This window comes from Acinetobacter sp. 1566109 (assembly GCF_000582255.1).
GTDB classification, from domain to species: Bacteria; Pseudomonadota; Gammaproteobacteria; order Pseudomonadales; family Moraxellaceae; genus Acinetobacter; species Acinetobacter nosocomialis.
The window spans coordinates 1-15,315 of the sequence record NZ_JEYB01000070.1 but is presented as its reverse complement, the minus strand read 5'-3'; the positions used below and the strand labels follow the sequence as shown (position 1 = coordinate 15,315).

Below are 15,315 nucleotides of genomic sequence, written 5' to 3'. Positions count from 1 at the left end.
TACATCCAGCAAACTTAACAAACTTGGGAATAAATTATCCTGACTTAACTTTTGTTTAGTTTGTTGGCTTAAACAATTCACTTGAGCAAGATTATGTTGTTTCCAACTTTCAGAGAACCACATAATCATTGGTACATGTGTTTGTTGGCTCGGTGCGATTGCATAAGGTGAACCATGTAAATATAAACCATGTTCTCCGGTTGATTCGCCATGATCAGAAAAATACCATAAACCTGTCTGATATTTTGATATTTCTTTTAGAGTATTAATCATTTGGCTTAATACATGGTCTGTATATACGATTGTATTATCATAACTATTTAGCAATTCGGTTTGCGAACAGCCCTGTATCGCATTCGTATCACAAGTCGGTTTAAATGGTTGATATGCCTCAGGCGCACGCTTGTAATATGCAGGTCCATGACTACCCACCTGATGTAAAACAATCAAACGTGGGCGATCATCATCTTTGGCAATAGTAGCCAAATACTGCTTTAAGCTGTCAATGAGAATGTCATCATAACATTCGCCATCTTTACACCATTTTTTCTTTAAGTTTTCAGGAATTTGGTATTGCTCAACGCGATCACATGCACCTTTACAACCCGAGTTATTATCAATCCAAGTTACTTGGTAACCCGCACGTTTTGCAATATCTAGTAAACCTTCGCGGTGACTAGCTAATTGCTCATCATAATCTACACGTGGCATACCCGAGAACATACATGGTACAGAAACCGCTGTTGCCGTACCACATGAGCTCACTTGAGAGAAGTTGAAAATATCTTGTTTAGAAAGCTCCGGATTCGTATTTTTTGCATACCCATTTAGAGAGAAACTTTCGGCACGTGCCGTTTCACCTACAACAAGTATCATTAACTTAGGGAGGTTCTTTTGTACGCGCTGAACTTGGTGAGCATCTTGTCCATATATCACAAGAGGCAGATTTTTCTTCGGAGCCTTCTTATGATAGTAAGACATAAGCGATGAAATACTTTTTTGCGGTGAAATCATCCCTTTTAAATCACGATGCTCACGAAATATTGCAGCAAAATCGACATAGTAAGTAAAAAGTAAAACACCGACCACGGCCAATGAAGCTACCAGTGAAAATACCTTCTTCAATAACAACCGTGATACTTTTTCTTGTTTAAATTTAACTTGAGAAATTAAAAAAATGGGCAAAATAACAAAAAAAACTGTCCATAAAACAAAGCGTAAAGAGATTAGATCGGTAACTTCCGAAACATCGGTCTGCACCATATTTTGAATTTGGTCGGGTGAAATAATGATACCCAATGTGTTTACAAAATAAGAGCTAAAGCCACCAATAAATATCAATAAAATTGCAAAGATTTTGGCAGTCCATTTCCAATTTATTAATTGAAAAATTAAATTATATGCCGCTATTAAAATAACTAATGTCGCCCCTAAGAAAAGAACTGACTTAATACCATTATAAGGTGTAAGTTGATGGATTTTTTTAAAAAAACCTATATTCAGAAATAAACCTAGCCAGATAGATAAAAGCAAATTAAAATTTAATAGTGTAATATTATTACATATCTCTTTGAATTTTAAAAAATTTACTAGCATTTAAAAACCACTAAATATTAAAAACTCGAAATCTTAGCTAGTAAAACTTAAATAGAAATTAAAAAATGAGCTTAGTAACCAATAAGAATACAAAGCTATATTATTAAAAACAAATCTTTAAGCTCATCTTAATTTTAAAAATTTATTGTTTGATAAATTTATCATTTGAGACTCTTAGATGAATAATTCAAGTCATGAAATGAGTGAGTATATAACTAAAGTCCCCCAAGTTACCCTTCTATTCTGGATTACTAAAATCTTCGCAACTACTTTTGGTGAAACTGGCGGAGATAGTTTTTCAATGTCATTGAAACTTGGGTATTTAACTAGTACTTTTATTTTTGCCATAGTTTTTATTATCTTATTGATCTGTCAAATTAAGGCAAAAAGTTATAAACCATATTTATATTGGTTTACCATTATTGCGAGTACAACTGTTGGTACAACATTAGCAGACTTTGTCACTCGATCTTTAGGTATTGGTTATAGTGGAGGAAGTAGCTTACTCCTCGGCTTAGTCATCTTCTCATTATTGGGTTGGTATAAAGTTGAAGGCAGCGTCTCCCCTCATACCGTTAATAAACCTAAATCAGAAGTCTTTTATTGGTTAACAATTACCTTTAGCCAAACTTTGGGTACAGCTCTTGGTGACTGGTCAGCAGATACGATTGGATTAGGCTATAGTGGCGGGATTGCTCTTTTCTCAGCACTCGACCTCGGGATATGTCTTACACAATATGTCTCGCTTTATATTCAAAGCTACTTCTCGGTTCTCTAGAGCATTAAGCATCGTATCAATCTGCTGACTAGCTTGCATGAATTGCTCTTCAACTGAAGGAGGATGCGGTTTAGTTTCAGCTTGTTGTTTAGTGCAGCTAACTAATAGAACCAAAGAAATAGTTAACCCCAATGAATATAAAAGCTTTTCTAACATATAAGTATAAGATATAAATCATTGTAAATATTATATATTTCTATCAACTAAAATTCAGTAATTAAAATAGCTATCAATAAGATAGCTATTAATTAACTTTGCTTTTGGATGAAATCTTTTTAAGTGCTTCATCCAGAAACAGGTTATCCAAAGCAAAAACACAGTCATTAAAAATATGAGTAGCCACAGGCAAATCATTATACTCAGCATAGACATTGATTGCATGCTGGTCTAATGATAACGGGATGCTCTGTTCATAGCGTCTGGATCGGCATATAGTGCTAAATGCCGAAAGAATGGATTCAGCCACATACGAATATTCTGGCGGATCCGGAATGTGGCCACCTAAGAATTTGATTTGTTCGATTTCGTGCGGCGTTTTCGACGCATACGTTTTTTGGTATTTGTAGAGCTCGATGACTTTCCCAGAATTAAAGCCTTGTCCTTGTCTGCATCTTCCTGAATCTTCTGGGCTTGTTCTTTAATGAATAGCCAGATTGAAATGCCAATATCACCAAGATTAAGAAGCTTTGAGGCATTCTCCGGTGTATATGGCTTTTCAGACTCAACAGTTTTACCATCTACGATTTCGGCAAATACCACACCTTTCCAGTCTTCGATTAAGTGGGCGGCGCAAGCATCCATTAAAAGCTCGTGGTAAAGCTTGGCATCTTCATCTTTGACCATCACATCATAGCCTTTAGACGAGATCTGGTTTCCTGCTCGTTCAATAGCTACCTGAAAAGGCTTATAAGCGATACCACGGACTTTAAAGTCAGCCTGTACCTCTCCATCAATCCCTTTGTATTCACACCATTTTGATACGTCTGAGCTTTTAATAATTCCGACTTTTAAAGCCATAACTACCTCTGAAATTTTAGAAATAAAAAAGCCCATGGCATTCCATGAGCTTTAAGATTGATTATTAAAAATTAGACAAGAGAACGAATGATCATTGGACTTGTACGGACCTGAGCAAAGTTAATATCAATAGTAATGATATCGTCACCGCCACCATCTGGATGATTAGCTTCTTTGACTTCAAGCTGAGGGAAGTTCCATGAATACTTACTCCCCTTACTGTCTGTGATATCAAAAGTCAGTGTGAAGATATCTCGCGTTTTAATTGCATCAATCCAAGCTGCCGAAGTTGCCGAGAACATGAAGTTGGCATTTACGCCAATATCCATCATTTTCTCTAAATAAAACTCTGGTGTGTACGAACCTGAGCCAATACAACGAATAGCTTCAAGATTGTTGTTAAAGTTAATGGTGAGTGTCTGCAGACAAGCTTTACCCTGAATCGACTGCCCATTAATAAGTAACTTTTCAACATTTGGCATGCTGACAAGTGGGCGTGTTGAAGCCGGAATAGGATTAATAACTGGATTGACTTGCTGTCGTGTGAATGAGCTGCCTACAAGACCAAAGTTGCCAGTAATCTTACCCGTTGTCTGGATGGTCATTTCACCCGTATTCACTTGAATACCGCGATAAATAAAGACTTGGCCAATATCTTCAAAGACTTTTACTAAGGTAAGAGATTTACGTACTCCACCACCAAAACTTAAAGCATTTGCAGCCCAGTTATTGAAAGCTAAAACATTTAAGAATAAATCGAAGGTACCTAACGACAATTCAAATTCTAACTGACCTGTTACTTCAGCTTCAGTTACGACACTACCTTGGCGAAAACGTGAATCAACGACTTCACTACTATCTTCAGTAGTAACGTTTTCAGTCAAACTATCAGTAACACGTCGAACGGTGTACCAAATCGGGTTTGCAGGAGTTGTTCCCAATACAGCTTCTTCACAAGCATATAATCGAATTTTTGCGCCTGAACTCATTTATAGTTCTCCAAAATTTAGGCATAAAAAACCCGCTGGGTTAGCGGGCTGTTAAAGTGTTTCGTCTGTGTCTGAGATTTCCGGAGGTTCCACCCCTGCCATTGCAGCAGCTACAGCTTCAGATAAGTTTGTTGGTTGGAATTCCACAGGTGTTTCGGTTTGAATAATCTCAGGCTCTGGTTCAGGCTCTTCATGCAAGCGAATATCGATCCAGCGTCCCTCTGGAATGTCCATCGGATTTTCGTGATCTGCTATAACTGCCGCAAGTTCGAAATCAAACTTACGCTTGTAAGTTTTGATGGAAAGATCACCATTTTCTAAAGTTGAATATTCAACAGCTACCACAGTATTCCCATTGGCATCTTTAGGGACTTCGATATACCAACCTTCCTGAGCGAAACCAAGTGAACCTTTTAGCAAGTAATCGCCAGTGCCTACTTTTTCATAGTCAAGCGACTGCTTAGATGCGTCATCATTCAACTCAATTTTATAAGCAAATAACTTTACAATTGGAGAAGCTGCCTTAATAAAACCGTTTCCGTCAACTGCTGTATTTTGCGTAGTTCGAAAGACATACTTATATGCTTGTTGAGATTGAAGAGTTTTACCATTACTTAGATTAATTTTGTAATAGAATGGAGCACTTGAAACAGGGTCTGAAGGAAAACCAATAATTCCCATTAATGTTTTACCTTGAACAGCAGCTTGACGAATTAAAATACCTGCATGACCACCTTGCTCAATAGAATAGAATCCATTCTCTACATTACTCAAATCATCAGTTGTTGAAATATACTTCGTATCTTGTAATAGACCTAGTCCAAATGCCCCCACTTCCATTACATTTCCAACCGCAGTTCCAACGACTCTCGAAGCAGGATTGATATTAGGAATATTCGTGATTTGTGAAAATGCTGGTGCTAAATTGGGAATTCCGGATGCAAACGGCAGCATAAATTGCCGCTTTCCTTGGGCAGAGTTATATGGGAATGGCCGATGGTCCCAGTTAAATTTAAAAACAAGATTTGCCATTATGCAGTCACTCCATCAATCACCTGGAAAGTCAAAGTCTCGGTGTGTTGGGTATTGCCACCAACTATGGCTTTAATATCCATCTGACACAGACCTAAAGCCCAAGTTGCAGTGCTACTGCTTGATGTCACATTCAACCAACCTTTTTGGGTACCTTGATTCAAAGGTGCACAAGTTAACGTTGCTACAGCTGCCCCATCTAAAGTTTTAACCTGTGATGTAAACGTATAACCCGTCAGGTCAATTGCTCGACGCACGTCATCCGATGGGTAAGGTAAAGTTTCATCCATATCAACCAACTGTAGGTTTAAGTTGAATGTGTCACCACGCTTAAAAACAAAATTGCTCATAAGTGATTCCTATAGACATAAAAAAACCACCGATGAGGTGGTAGTGAATAAGACGTAAAAAAAACCGCTAATTAGCGTTTTTTTAATAAAAGAAATTTAAGGATTGTAATCTAAATCAACACTTACTCCAGTAACAACGTTATGTTTAGGCCCTCCGAGACTAACAACATTAGCCAAGCGTATATTCACATCAGAAACACATAGCCTGTTTTCAGATTGCCATTTGCTCAACTCAACAGACATAACATCTTCAAGATGTCTTTCCAGTTCTTGCCGTTTAATTTCGATTTCTTCTTGAGTAAGCATGCAGGACATATCAATTCACCCTATAACCAATAGTCACATTAAACTGAACAAAGTCAGCATCTTGACCGACAAAAATTGATTGTCCATTCAAACACTCTAAGTGTTCGACAGAGAAATATTCAAAATGTGCCAGCAATGTATCACTAAGTTCTGTTACTTCCCTGTCTCCAGTATTAGGACGGGCAAAACACTGAATTAAGATATTACCACTACGGCGTGTACACGGCTTACCCCCTAGTCCAGCTATAAAACTTGGTCCTCCCGTAATGGTTAAACGACACCACACACCTTTTGTTGGTACCGTAAAACCTGGTGCATTTGGATACTGGATTCTATCTTGAGAAATCCCTGTAAAACTCATCATTCGGTCCACGATAGCTTGTCTAGCTTGCTCTAAAGTCATTGCCATTTTAGCCACCGAACTTTTGAGTAATGTATGTAAACGTTGTGCTATAAATACCCAACGGCGCTTGATCTGACCAGCCGTTTTCTAAGCGCTCTGCATAAGGCTGGTTGTTTTGAATATAGATCAAACTCCCCAACTTAAACTTAATAGCTTGAATCGCGGCATCTTGCACGGCATTAGTAGAAGGCTCTTGCACACCATAGTCACCAGAACCAACTGAAACAATGTGAGAGGCCCGATAAGCTCCTGTGTCCACTGGACTGGAAACGACAAGTGATTGCACTGTATCCATAGTGATTTTCTTTACAAGCTCATATGCCTGTTTCTCAACTTCAAAACTGAAGCTGGTCGGCTTTGCTCCCGTCCATCCCATGGTTTTTAACCTCACTTGCTTCGAACATTTCAAAAAGGTCTTGAGATATCGCTTGAATCGAATACGCTTCAAACTCTACACTCGGCTCGCGCTCACCCATTCGCCGTTTTACTATTTGCCAGATATGAACAGCCTCATGTAAAAGCAATCCATAAACTTGTATTTGGTCCTTATCCGCTGTATCACCAATTTGGACAATTGCATATGCGCCGTCTGAATAAGAACTAACCTGAGCATCTTCCCCCATATCTAAAAATTGATCGGCTTTGCCCATATCTTCAAATAACAAATCCATGTGTAGTTGATTTCGAGCAAGCGTGTACTGCACATGTTGGAGTGGCGAGATATACCATTCGGGCACATAATTAGGATTAACCATGGTCTACCCTTTAACTTGGCAAAGGAGTTTCAGTCGCTTCTCTACCATCAAATGAGTTATGAAGAAAAATGCCATCCTCATATTTGGGATGGCATTCACAATGTATTAATGAATGGGGCTTAAGATCATCGTCAGGCACTACCTGAACGCTGTCATAAACTTCTAAAGCAGTCCAAGTCATTTCATTTTTACTCCAATAAAAAACCCACCGAAGTGGGTTTAAATTATGCAACTGAGCACTTTTCTAATTCTAATGACCATTCATCTCCAAATCTTCGATTAAGATAGTTTGTAATTTCTTCTTCGTATTTTGGAAATGATGATTCAGTAACAACTACAGCATTTCGACCACCTGTAACTCCATAGCGGTCAAAACCATTTTCTGCATCTTTGGAAGTTGTATTATTAGAAAGATAAACTTTTGCCTTACCATCTTTAATTAGACTAGATTTGCCTCTCACATTTGGGCATTTCTTTTCAGGGATTTCAATGACAATTACATATGCTTGAGTTGCCATAATTCAATTAAACCTTCTCAATTAAAAAATCGACACCTGCAGTCATACCGCCACTAAAACTATGCGCAGTTAACTCAGCAGACTCTTCATCATCTATTTGACCAATTTCTACAGCTTTTTCTTTTGAGTCAGTTGTTGTGATCCAACCGTCATTATCTGGAATTAAATATTTATCAGAATCGGTTAATTTAACGATATACCCCATATTATCCCCAAGAAAATATTTTAAAAATAGATATATAGCTTAAACCAATGAAATTAAGCAATAAAAATTTATACTCTCCTCAACTGACATTTCCAGCTTGCACCGATTGGATCTTGTTTGATATGCATGACGCGAAAAGTACCTTGCGCCGTGTTCCATTCATCATCAATCTTTGGCTCTTTAGTGACTTCATTTTGCAGCACAATAGCCTTCTTATCAGTTGCCTGAACTCCAAGAGTTAAAACTTCATATTGGTTATAAGAAGCAAATAAAACACCACGGCCTTCGTAATGCTCAATTACATCTTCTGAAGTATTCGTTTTAGGATTCCAATTCGTACTAACAATACGGTCACAAGTAAAGGGATGAACGGCATCGGCAAGGTCCTCATTAAATGCTTCAGCAATATCAGCCTGAATCTCGTCTCTTAAGCTCATTAGATTTTCCTAATAAATATCACTGATCGACGCTTACAATATGGCTTGATCAAATCAAGAATGTATTGTTCAGTTGCATTAAGCTTTACAGATCCGTCTTGATATTCCTTTTCAGACTCAACCTCAGCTTTCACTTTTTTTCGCTTTAATGCCTGTTCTTGGCCTTGATATAGCTCACCCTTCATGATGCCTTTAATGACTTCAAATGACGCTGTTTTCAGGGCTTTGGGGACCGTTGTCACATCTTCATAAGGCTTGACGTTACGCGCTAATAAGTAAGCTTCCGATTTTTCAAGATAGTCAGCTTTATCACTGTCAGATAAAGCATTAAAGCCTGCTACACGTTCAATTGCTTCTTGTTCAGTGATAAAGCTCATGGATTATTCCTTTGGAATTAATGCTAAAAGTTCTTCTTTTTTAGCGCCTGCTTCAAATGCAATGCCTTTTTCAGTCAAGACCGCACGCAACTCATCTACTTTGAGACCTGCATAGTTAATTGGTTGCGGTTGAGTATCACTGGGCTTTTGGCCATCTTCAGGTGTTTGACCCCCTTCACCTGCTTCCAGTTCAGCAATACGTGCTTTCATTGCCTCAGGATCATTTTGAAAGGCAATAAATTCACCCTTTACAGTAGCCAGTTGTTCTTCTAACTCAGCAATTTTTGTTTCTGTCATTTGTTGTCTTTCCCGTGCACGGTTAAATGATGAAAGTCCCATTTATGGATCTCCAAATAGTTAAGGCGGTATTACCCGCCTTTTTGTTATTTGATCTTGTGCTTGAATGCCACAATTCGGATCTGCTTAGGATCGTAAACACGTTCCCAGTTTGCAGCAGTTGCTAGACCAGCGTTATTAGGAGCAATACCTGTATCACCCGCCCATTTAATGCCACGAGGGTGTAATACAAAGTGACGGCGATTAATAAGAATATCTGTTCCTGCTAGACTATCACGGTCTGTTTCTACACCAACCGGTGCCCCAATATCTTGGAATCCAATCGCGCCATAACCAAACAAGTAAGAAGTAAATACGTCGCCTTCAACTGGCATGCTGTCATCTACAATCACACGGCGATCCATAAAAGTTTTGTAGAGCACAACACCATCAGCATCACGCACAGTTTCAATTAAACCTTGCTTGGCTAGTGCTGCCATTGTGAATGAGTGCATTGAAATCGCTGTTAATTTATCAACAGCATCACCCAGTTTATAAGATGCATCGATAAATGAATGACCATCAATTACGGCTGCTGCTCCAGTACCAGCCGAAATGTCATGGGTATTACCTGCCATGCTTGCAGACCCAAATACACCTTTAAGTGTATTTACGGTAAACCCCTGAAATTCACGAGCCCAGTAATCTGCTACAAGATCAGCAATCGCACCCAATGGGTCATCACCAGATAATGCTTTAGACAAATCATTTGCACCCCAAGCCTTACCACGGGCATGCAAAATAGCAATATCTTTACCAGCCGTGATGTTATTTACCCCAAGAGCTTTACCATCTGAAAGTACTTCGGACTCACCGCTTAAATCATTCCAGAAAGGAATATTTACTGTGGTACCGCCTTCTGTACCAAAAGCAACTTTTTCATCAAGCTCCCCAACAATGCCTGACTGCCATAAAGCAGACTTCTCGGCAGTCTTATTTAATACGTACGGAGTAAATAACTCAGGTACGATTACATCAGCAATTTTTGTCTCAGCCATTAGGCTTTACTCCTTAAAGTTTAATACCGTGTTTTGCCGCTAGCTCTTTAGCTAGTTGCGGATTTTCATTTCGTAATTGCGCCAATTTGGTCATATTTACCGTGCCATCTGCTTTGAGAATGTCTGGCTGACCTTTTGAATTGTTGCTACCTGGTGCACCCATACCATTTGGTTTTGGCCAGAAATACGGTTTTTGCTCACGTAGAGATTCAACCCACTCTTTTGGCGATAATGCTGTTTGGCCATCTTTACCAATGACCACGTCCCCATTTTCATCAACTGCTACTGCTTTGCCGTTTTCATCTAATGCAAATTTTGACTGAGCTAAAAAGGCAATATCGGCAGTAGCTTCTGGCAATGCTTCAAGCTCAACAGCAGCCTGTACAATTTGGCTTTGAATCACTGATTGCTTGAACTTTTGTGCATAAGCTTCGGCTTTATCAGCACGTTCTTTTTCGGCCTTCAGTAACTTTTCATGTTCTTCACGCATCTTCTCGGTGCGCTTCTGAATCACTTCGTTAACCTTGCCTTCCGCGATTAATTTGGCTTCTTCGTCTTGGTCAATTTGAGCAAAGACTTTTTTGACAATTTCAGGATCAATACCTTCAAATTGTTTCTGAAGCTTTTGAAGTTCCAATTTTGCATTCTTAGCAGCATCTCGCTCGCTTTGAAGTGCAGATTTCAAACCTTTTGGATCTTCATAACCTTCTAAATCAAGGCGAAACTTCCCGTTTTCCTCGATATATAAAGCTCGGTGTTCTTCTTTGATTGCATCAAGTGAATCAACAATAAATGGCAATGACATGTTCAAACCTCTCGTTTGATTTGGGTAAAGCCTTATCTCAAGGCATTAAAAAAGCGCCCCTAAGGACGCTAAATTTCGATTGAAAACTTAGTAATTTGTTGCAAATAAACGGTAGCCTTCTAGCTCCCAAAGTTTATTTTCAGCTGACTTTTCTGCATTTCCACGAGCCATACGCTCACCAATTTCAGCATCAAAGTTTTCAGCATTCACACATGCACTAAAACCCGTTGCTAAGAAAAACTTTCCATCTAAAAATGCATGGACAAAAGTAGATGTCGTGCCACCGGGGCGTTGCTCAACCGTATATGTAACACGCTCCATCAATGAATCAATTTGCGCTTTAGTTACTCGGGGTGCCACAGACTTTTCAGCTAACTCTTGCTCTGTTACTTCTTTGATCATTTTCTTCTCACAAAAAAAGCACCCGAAGGTGCTAAGGTTAAAAATTAAGTTCTAATTGATGAGTGCAATTGCTTTTAATCTTTCAAAAGTAAAACCATAAATTGCCATGGCTCTTGAAATCTTAATTTGAAGAAATGGCACCAGAATTAATTTTGTGCTCAGAATATATTGAGCATCTGACATAGTGATTTGCTTTTCAGACATTTGTAATACCTTTCGCTACATTTCCTTTGTTTGATTTGGCCTTGGTGCATCACTCACTAAGCGAACACCATGAGCACCATATGCTTCAAAAGTTACAGTAATTGTTGCGGGTCCATTTAAGGCATCAGAATTCATCTGTACTGCTCTTTGTCCAGCTAGAGGTTGTCCAGTTTCTTCATCACAAATAACCAGATAACCTTTCAAAGTAGGGTGACGCTTTAGCACTAAATGTCTTGACTCACTCATAAGCCCAACTCCTTAAAGGTTTGCTCATCCAACTTTCGAAGTTGGTTCAATGTGTAAAGTCGCCCTTCAGGATCGAAGAACTTATCAAAATCAAATTTCCCTTCCTTATAGAGCTTGTAACGCTTTGGTCCTAACCATTCTCTTTGAAAGAAATCGTCTGTCTTTTTGAAGAACTCTTTAAAAGTGGTGTTGGCATCCAACTGCCCTATTAATTGGCTTCGCTCATCTTTTGGAATATCCTTTACTCTTCGCTCATCCATTACAAATGGGCGTTCACCGACAAGTCGACCGTCTTTCTCTACAGGTACCAGAATACTTCGGCAATTGGGATGCAACGGCGGTACCCGTTTCGCTGGGTCGTTTATTTCCCAAACTGAACCATCCAGAGATGCACAAAGTTTTGATGTCCTTCCGTCAAGCGTTGCAACCAATCGGACATATTCAAAACCAATCTGATCAAAGCTCTTTAGATATGCTTGGTTGGCCACATGACTTCGCACAGTTCTTACGGTTCGTTCAATATCCGTCTTGGTACTGCTTAAAATGCCATCCTCATAATTAAGCCTTTTGGTGCCGCGAATACGTTGAACAATTTCCTGATTAGTTTTACCTGAGTTAATACCATCCCGAATTGCATACTCAACCTTTTGACGAGCATTTTCAGCAATTCTGGATAGCAGGTCATCAACAAGAGCACCGCCTACCAATGGTATTTTTTTAGCTGCGGCATATAGCTTTTCACCATTTGGCTTTTTGATCTTGCCGCCATATAGCTTCGCCGTGTAATTAGCTTCATAAACAGCCAAGGCAGTAGCAGAAACAGCGAAAGCTTCAGGTAATGCAGTATTTAGCCCAATAAACCACTGAGCAATCAGATCACGAATTTCTTTAAGATTAGCTGTAGTGTACTGCCCACTTGCTAGAGCCACCTTTTCAGAATCATTTAATTCATCAAGCAAATCCCGAAGCTTGGCCAACATTAATGTCGACTCATCATTAAAGATTTTTAATAGCTCATTAACAGATTGAGAAGACACCCGATATAAATACGCCTGATGTTGGGTAAGTATTTCAATCAGCGATTTATCTTCTTTTGAAGCCATGCGTCACCTCTACAAAGGAGTGTTATCTCGCTCTATTTCTACCCGCTTCACTTCTTCCTGATAGTCGTGAGCTGGTAATTTACCTGTCATCAGGTATTCCCAATATGTGCGGAAAGAGTTTTTCCCTGAAATAGCACCCTCATAAAGCTGTTTTGCAAGATTAATATCCGTGACCTGCACAATAAACTCAGGTTCAACTGTAAATGAATATTTTGTCGAATCCAGCTTTAACCACTGCGCTGCATACTTAATGGCTTGTTCAATTGCTGCAGCTGCACACATCACGATACTGTGAAGACTTGCTTGCTGATCGTCTTGCCGTGCACGGCGCGCTTCACCTGATTCCTGTGTATTGGTATCAACTACTTTAGCCCCAGCTTCTAATGCTGAATTCTTTTGCGCATCCATTTCCTTTTTAGTGAGTTCAATGCCGTTACCTGAAATTTCTAAATAACCACATTGTGAATTTGGAGGAAGACTCCAGACAGCCATAACACCAGTAACGCTAATATCATCATCATCGTCATCATCAAGGCCACTAATCCAAGGCTGCGGATGAGCTGTATGGTGAAGTGACTGGTAATAATCTGCACTAAGTTGGTAATACTTCAGAGCAGCCTTGGCCATTGTAAGCAATGGTACCGTACCAACATCAGGCGAATTATCAATCGTGCCGCAAAAAACAAACGGCGTGAATGAAAGTTGGTTACCCCCTAAATCAGGCGTTTTATCTTCTTCAATAGATCCATCAAATAAACGGACAGTTAGCGCACCGTCTACCATAGATAAAACACGGTGGACCGTTTTCGTATCATGGCCAAATTCATCTTCACTATTATCAAATTGCTCCTCGAGCACTAACAGTTTTAGATCTTTACGACCACCGATACTGTTTTCCTTCCAGTTGATAATAGATAACGCATCATATAAGGCGAAATATGGCACTCCGTTAGCATCAACATCGACAAGCAGCCCACAGCGCCCAAACTCTAGCAACTCTGAACAAATGCGAATAAAGAGCTGTTTAAGCCCAAAACCGTCATTTGTTGCATTCTCTATCAATCCTTTAAGTAGAGAACTTTCAATCACAATATTCGGCTCAAGCTTTGAAACTAACCCGATCATTGTGCGTAATGCGTCCTGAACCCATAGCGGATACTGAGCTCGACTTAGATAGGCCTTATAAATCTCTCCAGTCGTATCACCTTGCTTTTCAGCCTCAATCATTCCGGCCGATTTAGCTAGGTACTTTGTTTGTGCCTGTTTGATCTGCTCTTCACCAGCAACGGCGTCACGCATAATCAACCAGCTTTTTTGTGCAGCAATATACTGCGGATGTTTATCAGTAACTGCCATAAAAACACCAATAAAAAATCACCTGTAAAGGTGCATTGTTTAAGACATCCCGCGAATTCTTCGAACTCCAACAGATTTCTTGTCGATCGGGAATAAATAAGCGATTGGATATGTACCTGCATCATTCATATGGTCAAAACCGGCACTCTTATCCGGCTGTCCATAATCATCATAGATTCGTCGCTCTAGGCATTTAGCAAAGTGAGGACATTTATCTACATTTACGAATAATCTGCGCTCAGATAATGTATTGCAGAGCATACCGTTCATTGAGTTAATACGATCTTTTACTGCTGGATTTCGACTATTCACATGAACTTTAAAACCTGCCTTTCTTAATAAAGCCAGATCTGTCTCACTAGCATTACTCGACTTTCGATTCTCACCTGAAGCATCGGGATAAACTGCAACCTCGTGATTAGGATATCGCTCTTGGATAGCCTCAATCATTGCTGGAGTATCGAATAGATTAAAGAACTCATCTACCGCATGCATATGCTCACCACGGCGAACATATACCACAGCAGCCATTTTAGTTACGTTGAAGTCCATTCCCACATGAAGAACATCATTAACCTTAACTGTTTCACTTGATGCACTTAGCAACCGGTTAAAACAATAGTAGATGACACCTTGATAGCTCTCAAAGCTTGCTTCATGTTCCTGACTAAATGTCTTAGGATCCATTTTGCGTTTAGCAACAATGATTTCAAACTCAGGAATATTTCCACCTTGTAATGAAGTGTAAGAAAAGCTTTTACAGTCTGGTTCATGCCCTGGCTGACCATCCATGAATGTGTCATAACAATGGTTAAAGCCTTTAGGCATACCAATTCTTAAAACATGGCCACCAACTCGCTGTTCGCCGTTCACCATATACTTACAGGTAGAAAGCATCGGGCGAAGCACTTCTTCCCATGCAGCCCATTTACAGTCGGCCCATTCATCAATAATTAAGAAAAATAAACCAGATCCACGAAGGTCATCATAGTTATCTAGACCAACGACACGGATAATATGGCCACTTCTTAAAGTAATTGAACATTCAGTTTCATTGGGACTGTTCTAAATTTTGTGTAAGTACTTAATTTTCATTTATCCT

The 15,315-nt window shown here is 39.4% G+C and carries 22 protein-coding genes and 2 pseudogenes; 1 reads left to right on the top strand and 23 read right to left on the bottom strand.

Annotation, left to right across the window (positions count from 1 at the left end):
• Window positions 1–1,596 (bottom strand): phosphoethanolamine transferase (locus tag J582_RS22315; RefSeq protein ID WP_050674856.1); only part of this gene is annotated, 1,596 nt, incomplete at its 3' end.
• A gap of 178 nt (window positions 1,597–1,774) precedes the next feature.
• Between J582_RS22315 and J582_RS22310 the strand changes: the two are divergent.
• Window positions 1,775–2,314, top strand: a pseudogene (locus J582_RS22310) (hypothetical protein); the annotation flags it as partial.
• 561 nt (window positions 2,315–2,875) lie between these two features.
• On the opposite strand, the gene J582_RS22305 reads toward J582_RS22310, so the two are convergent.
• The 22 genes and pseudogenes from J582_RS22305 to J582_RS22215 all read right to left on the bottom strand — a co-directional run.
• Window positions 2,876–3,391, bottom strand: coding sequence for a hypothetical protein (locus J582_RS22305; protein WP_032048621.1), 516 nt, complete (start codon window positions 3,389–3,391; stop codon window positions 2,876–2,878).
• A gap of 71 nt (window positions 3,392–3,462) precedes the next feature.
• Window positions 3,463–4,380, bottom strand: coding sequence for a phage tail tube protein (locus J582_RS22300; RefSeq protein ID WP_032048620.1), 918 nt, complete (start codon window positions 4,378–4,380; stop codon window positions 3,463–3,465).
• Between the two features lie 51 nt (window positions 4,381–4,431).
• Window positions 4,432–5,412, bottom strand: coding sequence for a hypothetical protein (locus tag J582_RS22295; protein ID WP_032048619.1), 981 nt, complete (start codon window positions 5,410–5,412; stop codon window positions 4,432–4,434).
• Window positions 5,412–5,762 carry a hypothetical protein gene (locus J582_RS22290; protein ID WP_032048618.1) on the bottom strand — a complete coding sequence of 117 codons (351 nt, stop codon included), beginning with the start codon at window positions 5,760–5,762 and terminating at the stop codon, window positions 5,412–5,414. Before J582_RS22290 ends, J582_RS22295 begins: the two co-directional genes overlap by 1 nt.
• A 96-nt stretch (window positions 5,763–5,858) precedes the next feature.
• Window positions 5,859–6,077 carry a hypothetical protein gene (locus tag J582_RS22285; protein ID WP_032048617.1) on the bottom strand — a complete coding sequence of 73 codons (219 nt, stop codon included), beginning with the start codon at window positions 6,075–6,077 and terminating at the stop codon, window positions 5,859–5,861.
• A 1-nt stretch (window position 6,078) separates the two neighbouring features.
• Window positions 6,079–6,477 (bottom strand): phage tail terminator-like protein, encoded by a 399-nt coding sequence (locus tag J582_RS22280; RefSeq protein WP_032048616.1) that lies wholly within the window; start codon window positions 6,475–6,477, stop codon window positions 6,079–6,081.
• Between the two features lies 1 nt (window position 6,478).
• The gene (locus J582_RS22275) at window positions 6,479–6,847 is read right to left on the bottom strand and encodes a hypothetical protein (protein WP_032048615.1); all 369 of its coding nucleotides are present in this window, start codon (window positions 6,845–6,847) and stop codon (window positions 6,479–6,481) included.
• Window positions 6,807–7,226, bottom strand: coding sequence for a hypothetical protein (locus J582_RS0105225; RefSeq protein ID WP_032048614.1), 420 nt, complete (start codon window positions 7,224–7,226; stop codon window positions 6,807–6,809). Before J582_RS0105225 ends, J582_RS22275 begins: the two co-directional genes overlap by 41 nt.
• Window positions 7,227–7,236: 10 nt before the next feature.
• On the bottom strand, window positions 7,237–7,407 hold the full coding sequence (locus J582_RS26985; protein WP_171073060.1) for a hypothetical protein: 171 nt from the start codon (window positions 7,405–7,407) through the stop codon (window positions 7,237–7,239).
• Window positions 7,408–7,450: 43 nt separating this feature from the next.
• A complete protein-coding gene (locus J582_RS22270) occupies window positions 7,451–7,744 on the bottom strand; it encodes a hypothetical protein (protein ID WP_032048613.1) in 294 nt (97 codons plus the stop codon).
• A 7-nt stretch (window positions 7,745–7,751) separates the two neighbouring features.
• A complete protein-coding gene (locus tag J582_RS22265; protein WP_032048612.1) occupies window positions 7,752–7,949 on the bottom strand; it encodes a hypothetical protein in 198 nt (65 codons plus the stop codon).
• A gap of 68 nt (window positions 7,950–8,017) precedes the next feature.
• Window positions 8,018–8,386 carry a hypothetical protein gene (locus J582_RS22260; protein ID WP_032048611.1) on the bottom strand — a complete coding sequence of 123 codons (369 nt, stop codon included), beginning with the start codon at window positions 8,384–8,386 and terminating at the stop codon, window positions 8,018–8,020.
• Complete coding sequence (locus J582_RS22255; protein ID WP_032048610.1) at window positions 8,386–8,763, bottom strand: hypothetical protein; 378 nt, start codon at window positions 8,761–8,763, stop codon at window positions 8,386–8,388. The genes J582_RS22260 and J582_RS22255 overlap by 1 nt, the downstream gene beginning before the upstream one ends.
• A gap of 3 nt (window positions 8,764–8,766) precedes the next feature.
• Window positions 8,767–9,102, bottom strand: coding sequence for a HeH/LEM domain-containing protein (locus J582_RS22250; RefSeq protein ID WP_016804112.1), 336 nt, complete (start codon window positions 9,100–9,102; stop codon window positions 8,767–8,769).
• Window positions 9,103–9,146: 44 nt separating this feature from the next.
• Entirely contained in the window at window positions 9,147–10,097 is a 951-nt protein-coding gene (locus J582_RS22245) for a major capsid protein (RefSeq protein WP_032048609.1), read from the bottom strand.
• A gap of 13 nt (window positions 10,098–10,110) precedes the next feature.
• On the bottom strand, window positions 10,111–10,902 hold the full coding sequence (locus J582_RS22240; protein ID WP_032048608.1) for a hypothetical protein: 792 nt from the start codon (window positions 10,900–10,902) through the stop codon (window positions 10,111–10,113).
• 87 nt (window positions 10,903–10,989) lie between these two features.
• Window positions 10,990–11,304 carry a Gp49 family protein gene (locus J582_RS22235; protein ID WP_000589038.1) on the bottom strand — a complete coding sequence of 105 codons (315 nt, stop codon included), beginning with the start codon at window positions 11,302–11,304 and terminating at the stop codon, window positions 10,990–10,992.
• 51 nt (window positions 11,305–11,355) lie between these two features.
• Entirely contained in the window at window positions 11,356–11,508 is a 153-nt protein-coding gene (locus J582_RS26980; RefSeq protein WP_001291453.1) for a hypothetical protein, read from the bottom strand.
• Between the two features lie 15 nt (window positions 11,509–11,523).
• Window positions 11,524–11,754 (bottom strand): hypothetical protein, encoded by a 231-nt coding sequence (locus tag J582_RS22230; protein WP_000004552.1) that lies wholly within the window; start codon window positions 11,752–11,754, stop codon window positions 11,524–11,526.
• Window positions 11,751–12,857 (bottom strand): minor capsid protein, encoded by a 1,107-nt coding sequence (locus J582_RS22225; RefSeq protein WP_032048607.1) that lies wholly within the window; start codon window positions 12,855–12,857, stop codon window positions 11,751–11,753. The genes J582_RS22230 and J582_RS22225 overlap by 4 nt, the downstream gene beginning before the upstream one ends.
• A 9-nt stretch (window positions 12,858–12,866) precedes the next feature.
• Window positions 12,867–14,213 (bottom strand): DUF4055 domain-containing protein, encoded by a 1,347-nt coding sequence (locus J582_RS22220; protein WP_032048606.1) that lies wholly within the window; start codon window positions 14,211–14,213, stop codon window positions 12,867–12,869.
• 39 nt (window positions 14,214–14,252) lie between these two features.
• Window positions 14,253–15,272, bottom strand: a pseudogene (locus tag J582_RS22215) (terminase); the annotation flags it as partial.
• Window positions 15,273–15,315 lie beyond the last annotated feature (43 nt).

Excerpts from the sequence above, each read along its gene's own strand:
- J582_RS22305 (WP_032048621.1), bottom strand. The coding sequence starts at position 3,391 with ATGGCTTTAAAAGTCGGAATTATTAAAAGCTCAGACGTATCAAAATGG.
- J582_RS22300 (WP_032048620.1), bottom strand. The coding sequence starts at position 4,380 with ATGAGTTCAGGCGCAAAAATTCGATTATATGCTTGTGAAGAAGCTGTA.
- J582_RS22295 (WP_032048619.1), bottom strand. The coding sequence starts at position 5,412 with ATGGCAAATCTTGTTTTTAAATTTAACTGGGACCATCGGCCATTCCCA.
- J582_RS22290 (WP_032048618.1), bottom strand. The coding sequence starts at position 5,762 with ATGAGCAATTTTGTTTTTAAGCGTGGTGACACATTCAACTTAAACCTA.
- J582_RS22285 (WP_032048617.1), bottom strand. The coding sequence starts at position 6,077 with ATGTCCTGCATGCTTACTCAAGAAGAAATCGAAATTAAACGGCAAGAA.
- J582_RS22280 (WP_032048616.1), bottom strand. The coding sequence starts at position 6,477 with ATGGCAATGACTTTAGAGCAAGCTAGACAAGCTATCGTGGACCGAATG.
- J582_RS22275 (WP_032048615.1), bottom strand. The coding sequence starts at position 6,847 with ATGGGATGGACGGGAGCAAAGCCGACCAGCTTCAGTTTTGAAGTTGAG.
- J582_RS0105225 (WP_032048614.1), bottom strand. The coding sequence starts at position 7,226 with ATGGTTAATCCTAATTATGTGCCCGAATGGTATATCTCGCCACTCCAA.
- J582_RS26985 (WP_171073060.1), bottom strand. The coding sequence starts at position 7,407 with ATGACTTGGACTGCTTTAGAAGTTTATGACAGCGTTCAGGTAGTGCCT.
- J582_RS22270 (WP_032048613.1), bottom strand. The coding sequence starts at position 7,744 with ATGGCAACTCAAGCATATGTAATTGTCATTGAAATCCCTGAAAAGAAA.
- J582_RS22265 (WP_032048612.1), bottom strand. The coding sequence starts at position 7,949 with ATGGGGTATATCGTTAAATTAACCGATTCTGATAAATATTTAATTCCA.
- J582_RS22260 (WP_032048611.1), bottom strand. The coding sequence starts at position 8,386 with ATGAGCTTAAGAGACGAGATTCAGGCTGATATTGCTGAAGCATTTAAT.
- J582_RS22255 (WP_032048610.1), bottom strand. The coding sequence starts at position 8,763 with ATGAGCTTTATCACTGAACAAGAAGCAATTGAACGTGTAGCAGGCTTT.
- J582_RS22250 (WP_016804112.1), bottom strand. The coding sequence starts at position 9,102 with ATGGGACTTTCATCATTTAACCGTGCACGGGAAAGACAACAAATGACA.
- J582_RS22245 (WP_032048609.1), bottom strand. The coding sequence starts at position 10,097 with ATGGCTGAGACAAAAATTGCTGATGTAATCGTACCTGAGTTATTTACT.
- J582_RS22240 (WP_032048608.1), bottom strand. The coding sequence starts at position 10,902 with ATGTCATTGCCATTTATTGTTGATTCACTTGATGCAATCAAAGAAGAA.
- J582_RS22235 (WP_000589038.1), bottom strand. The coding sequence starts at position 11,304 with ATGATCAAAGAAGTAACAGAGCAAGAGTTAGCTGAAAAGTCTGTGGCA.
- J582_RS26980 (WP_001291453.1), bottom strand. The coding sequence starts at position 11,508 with ATGTCTGAAAAGCAAATCACTATGTCAGATGCTCAATATATTCTGAGC.
- J582_RS22230 (WP_000004552.1), bottom strand. The coding sequence starts at position 11,754 with ATGAGTGAGTCAAGACATTTAGTGCTAAAGCGTCACCCTACTTTGAAA.
- J582_RS22225 (WP_032048607.1), bottom strand. The coding sequence starts at position 12,857 with ATGGCTTCAAAAGAAGATAAATCGCTGATTGAAATACTTACCCAACAT.
- J582_RS22220 (WP_032048606.1), bottom strand. The coding sequence starts at position 14,213 with ATGGCAGTTACTGATAAACATCCGCAGTATATTGCTGCACAAAAAAGC.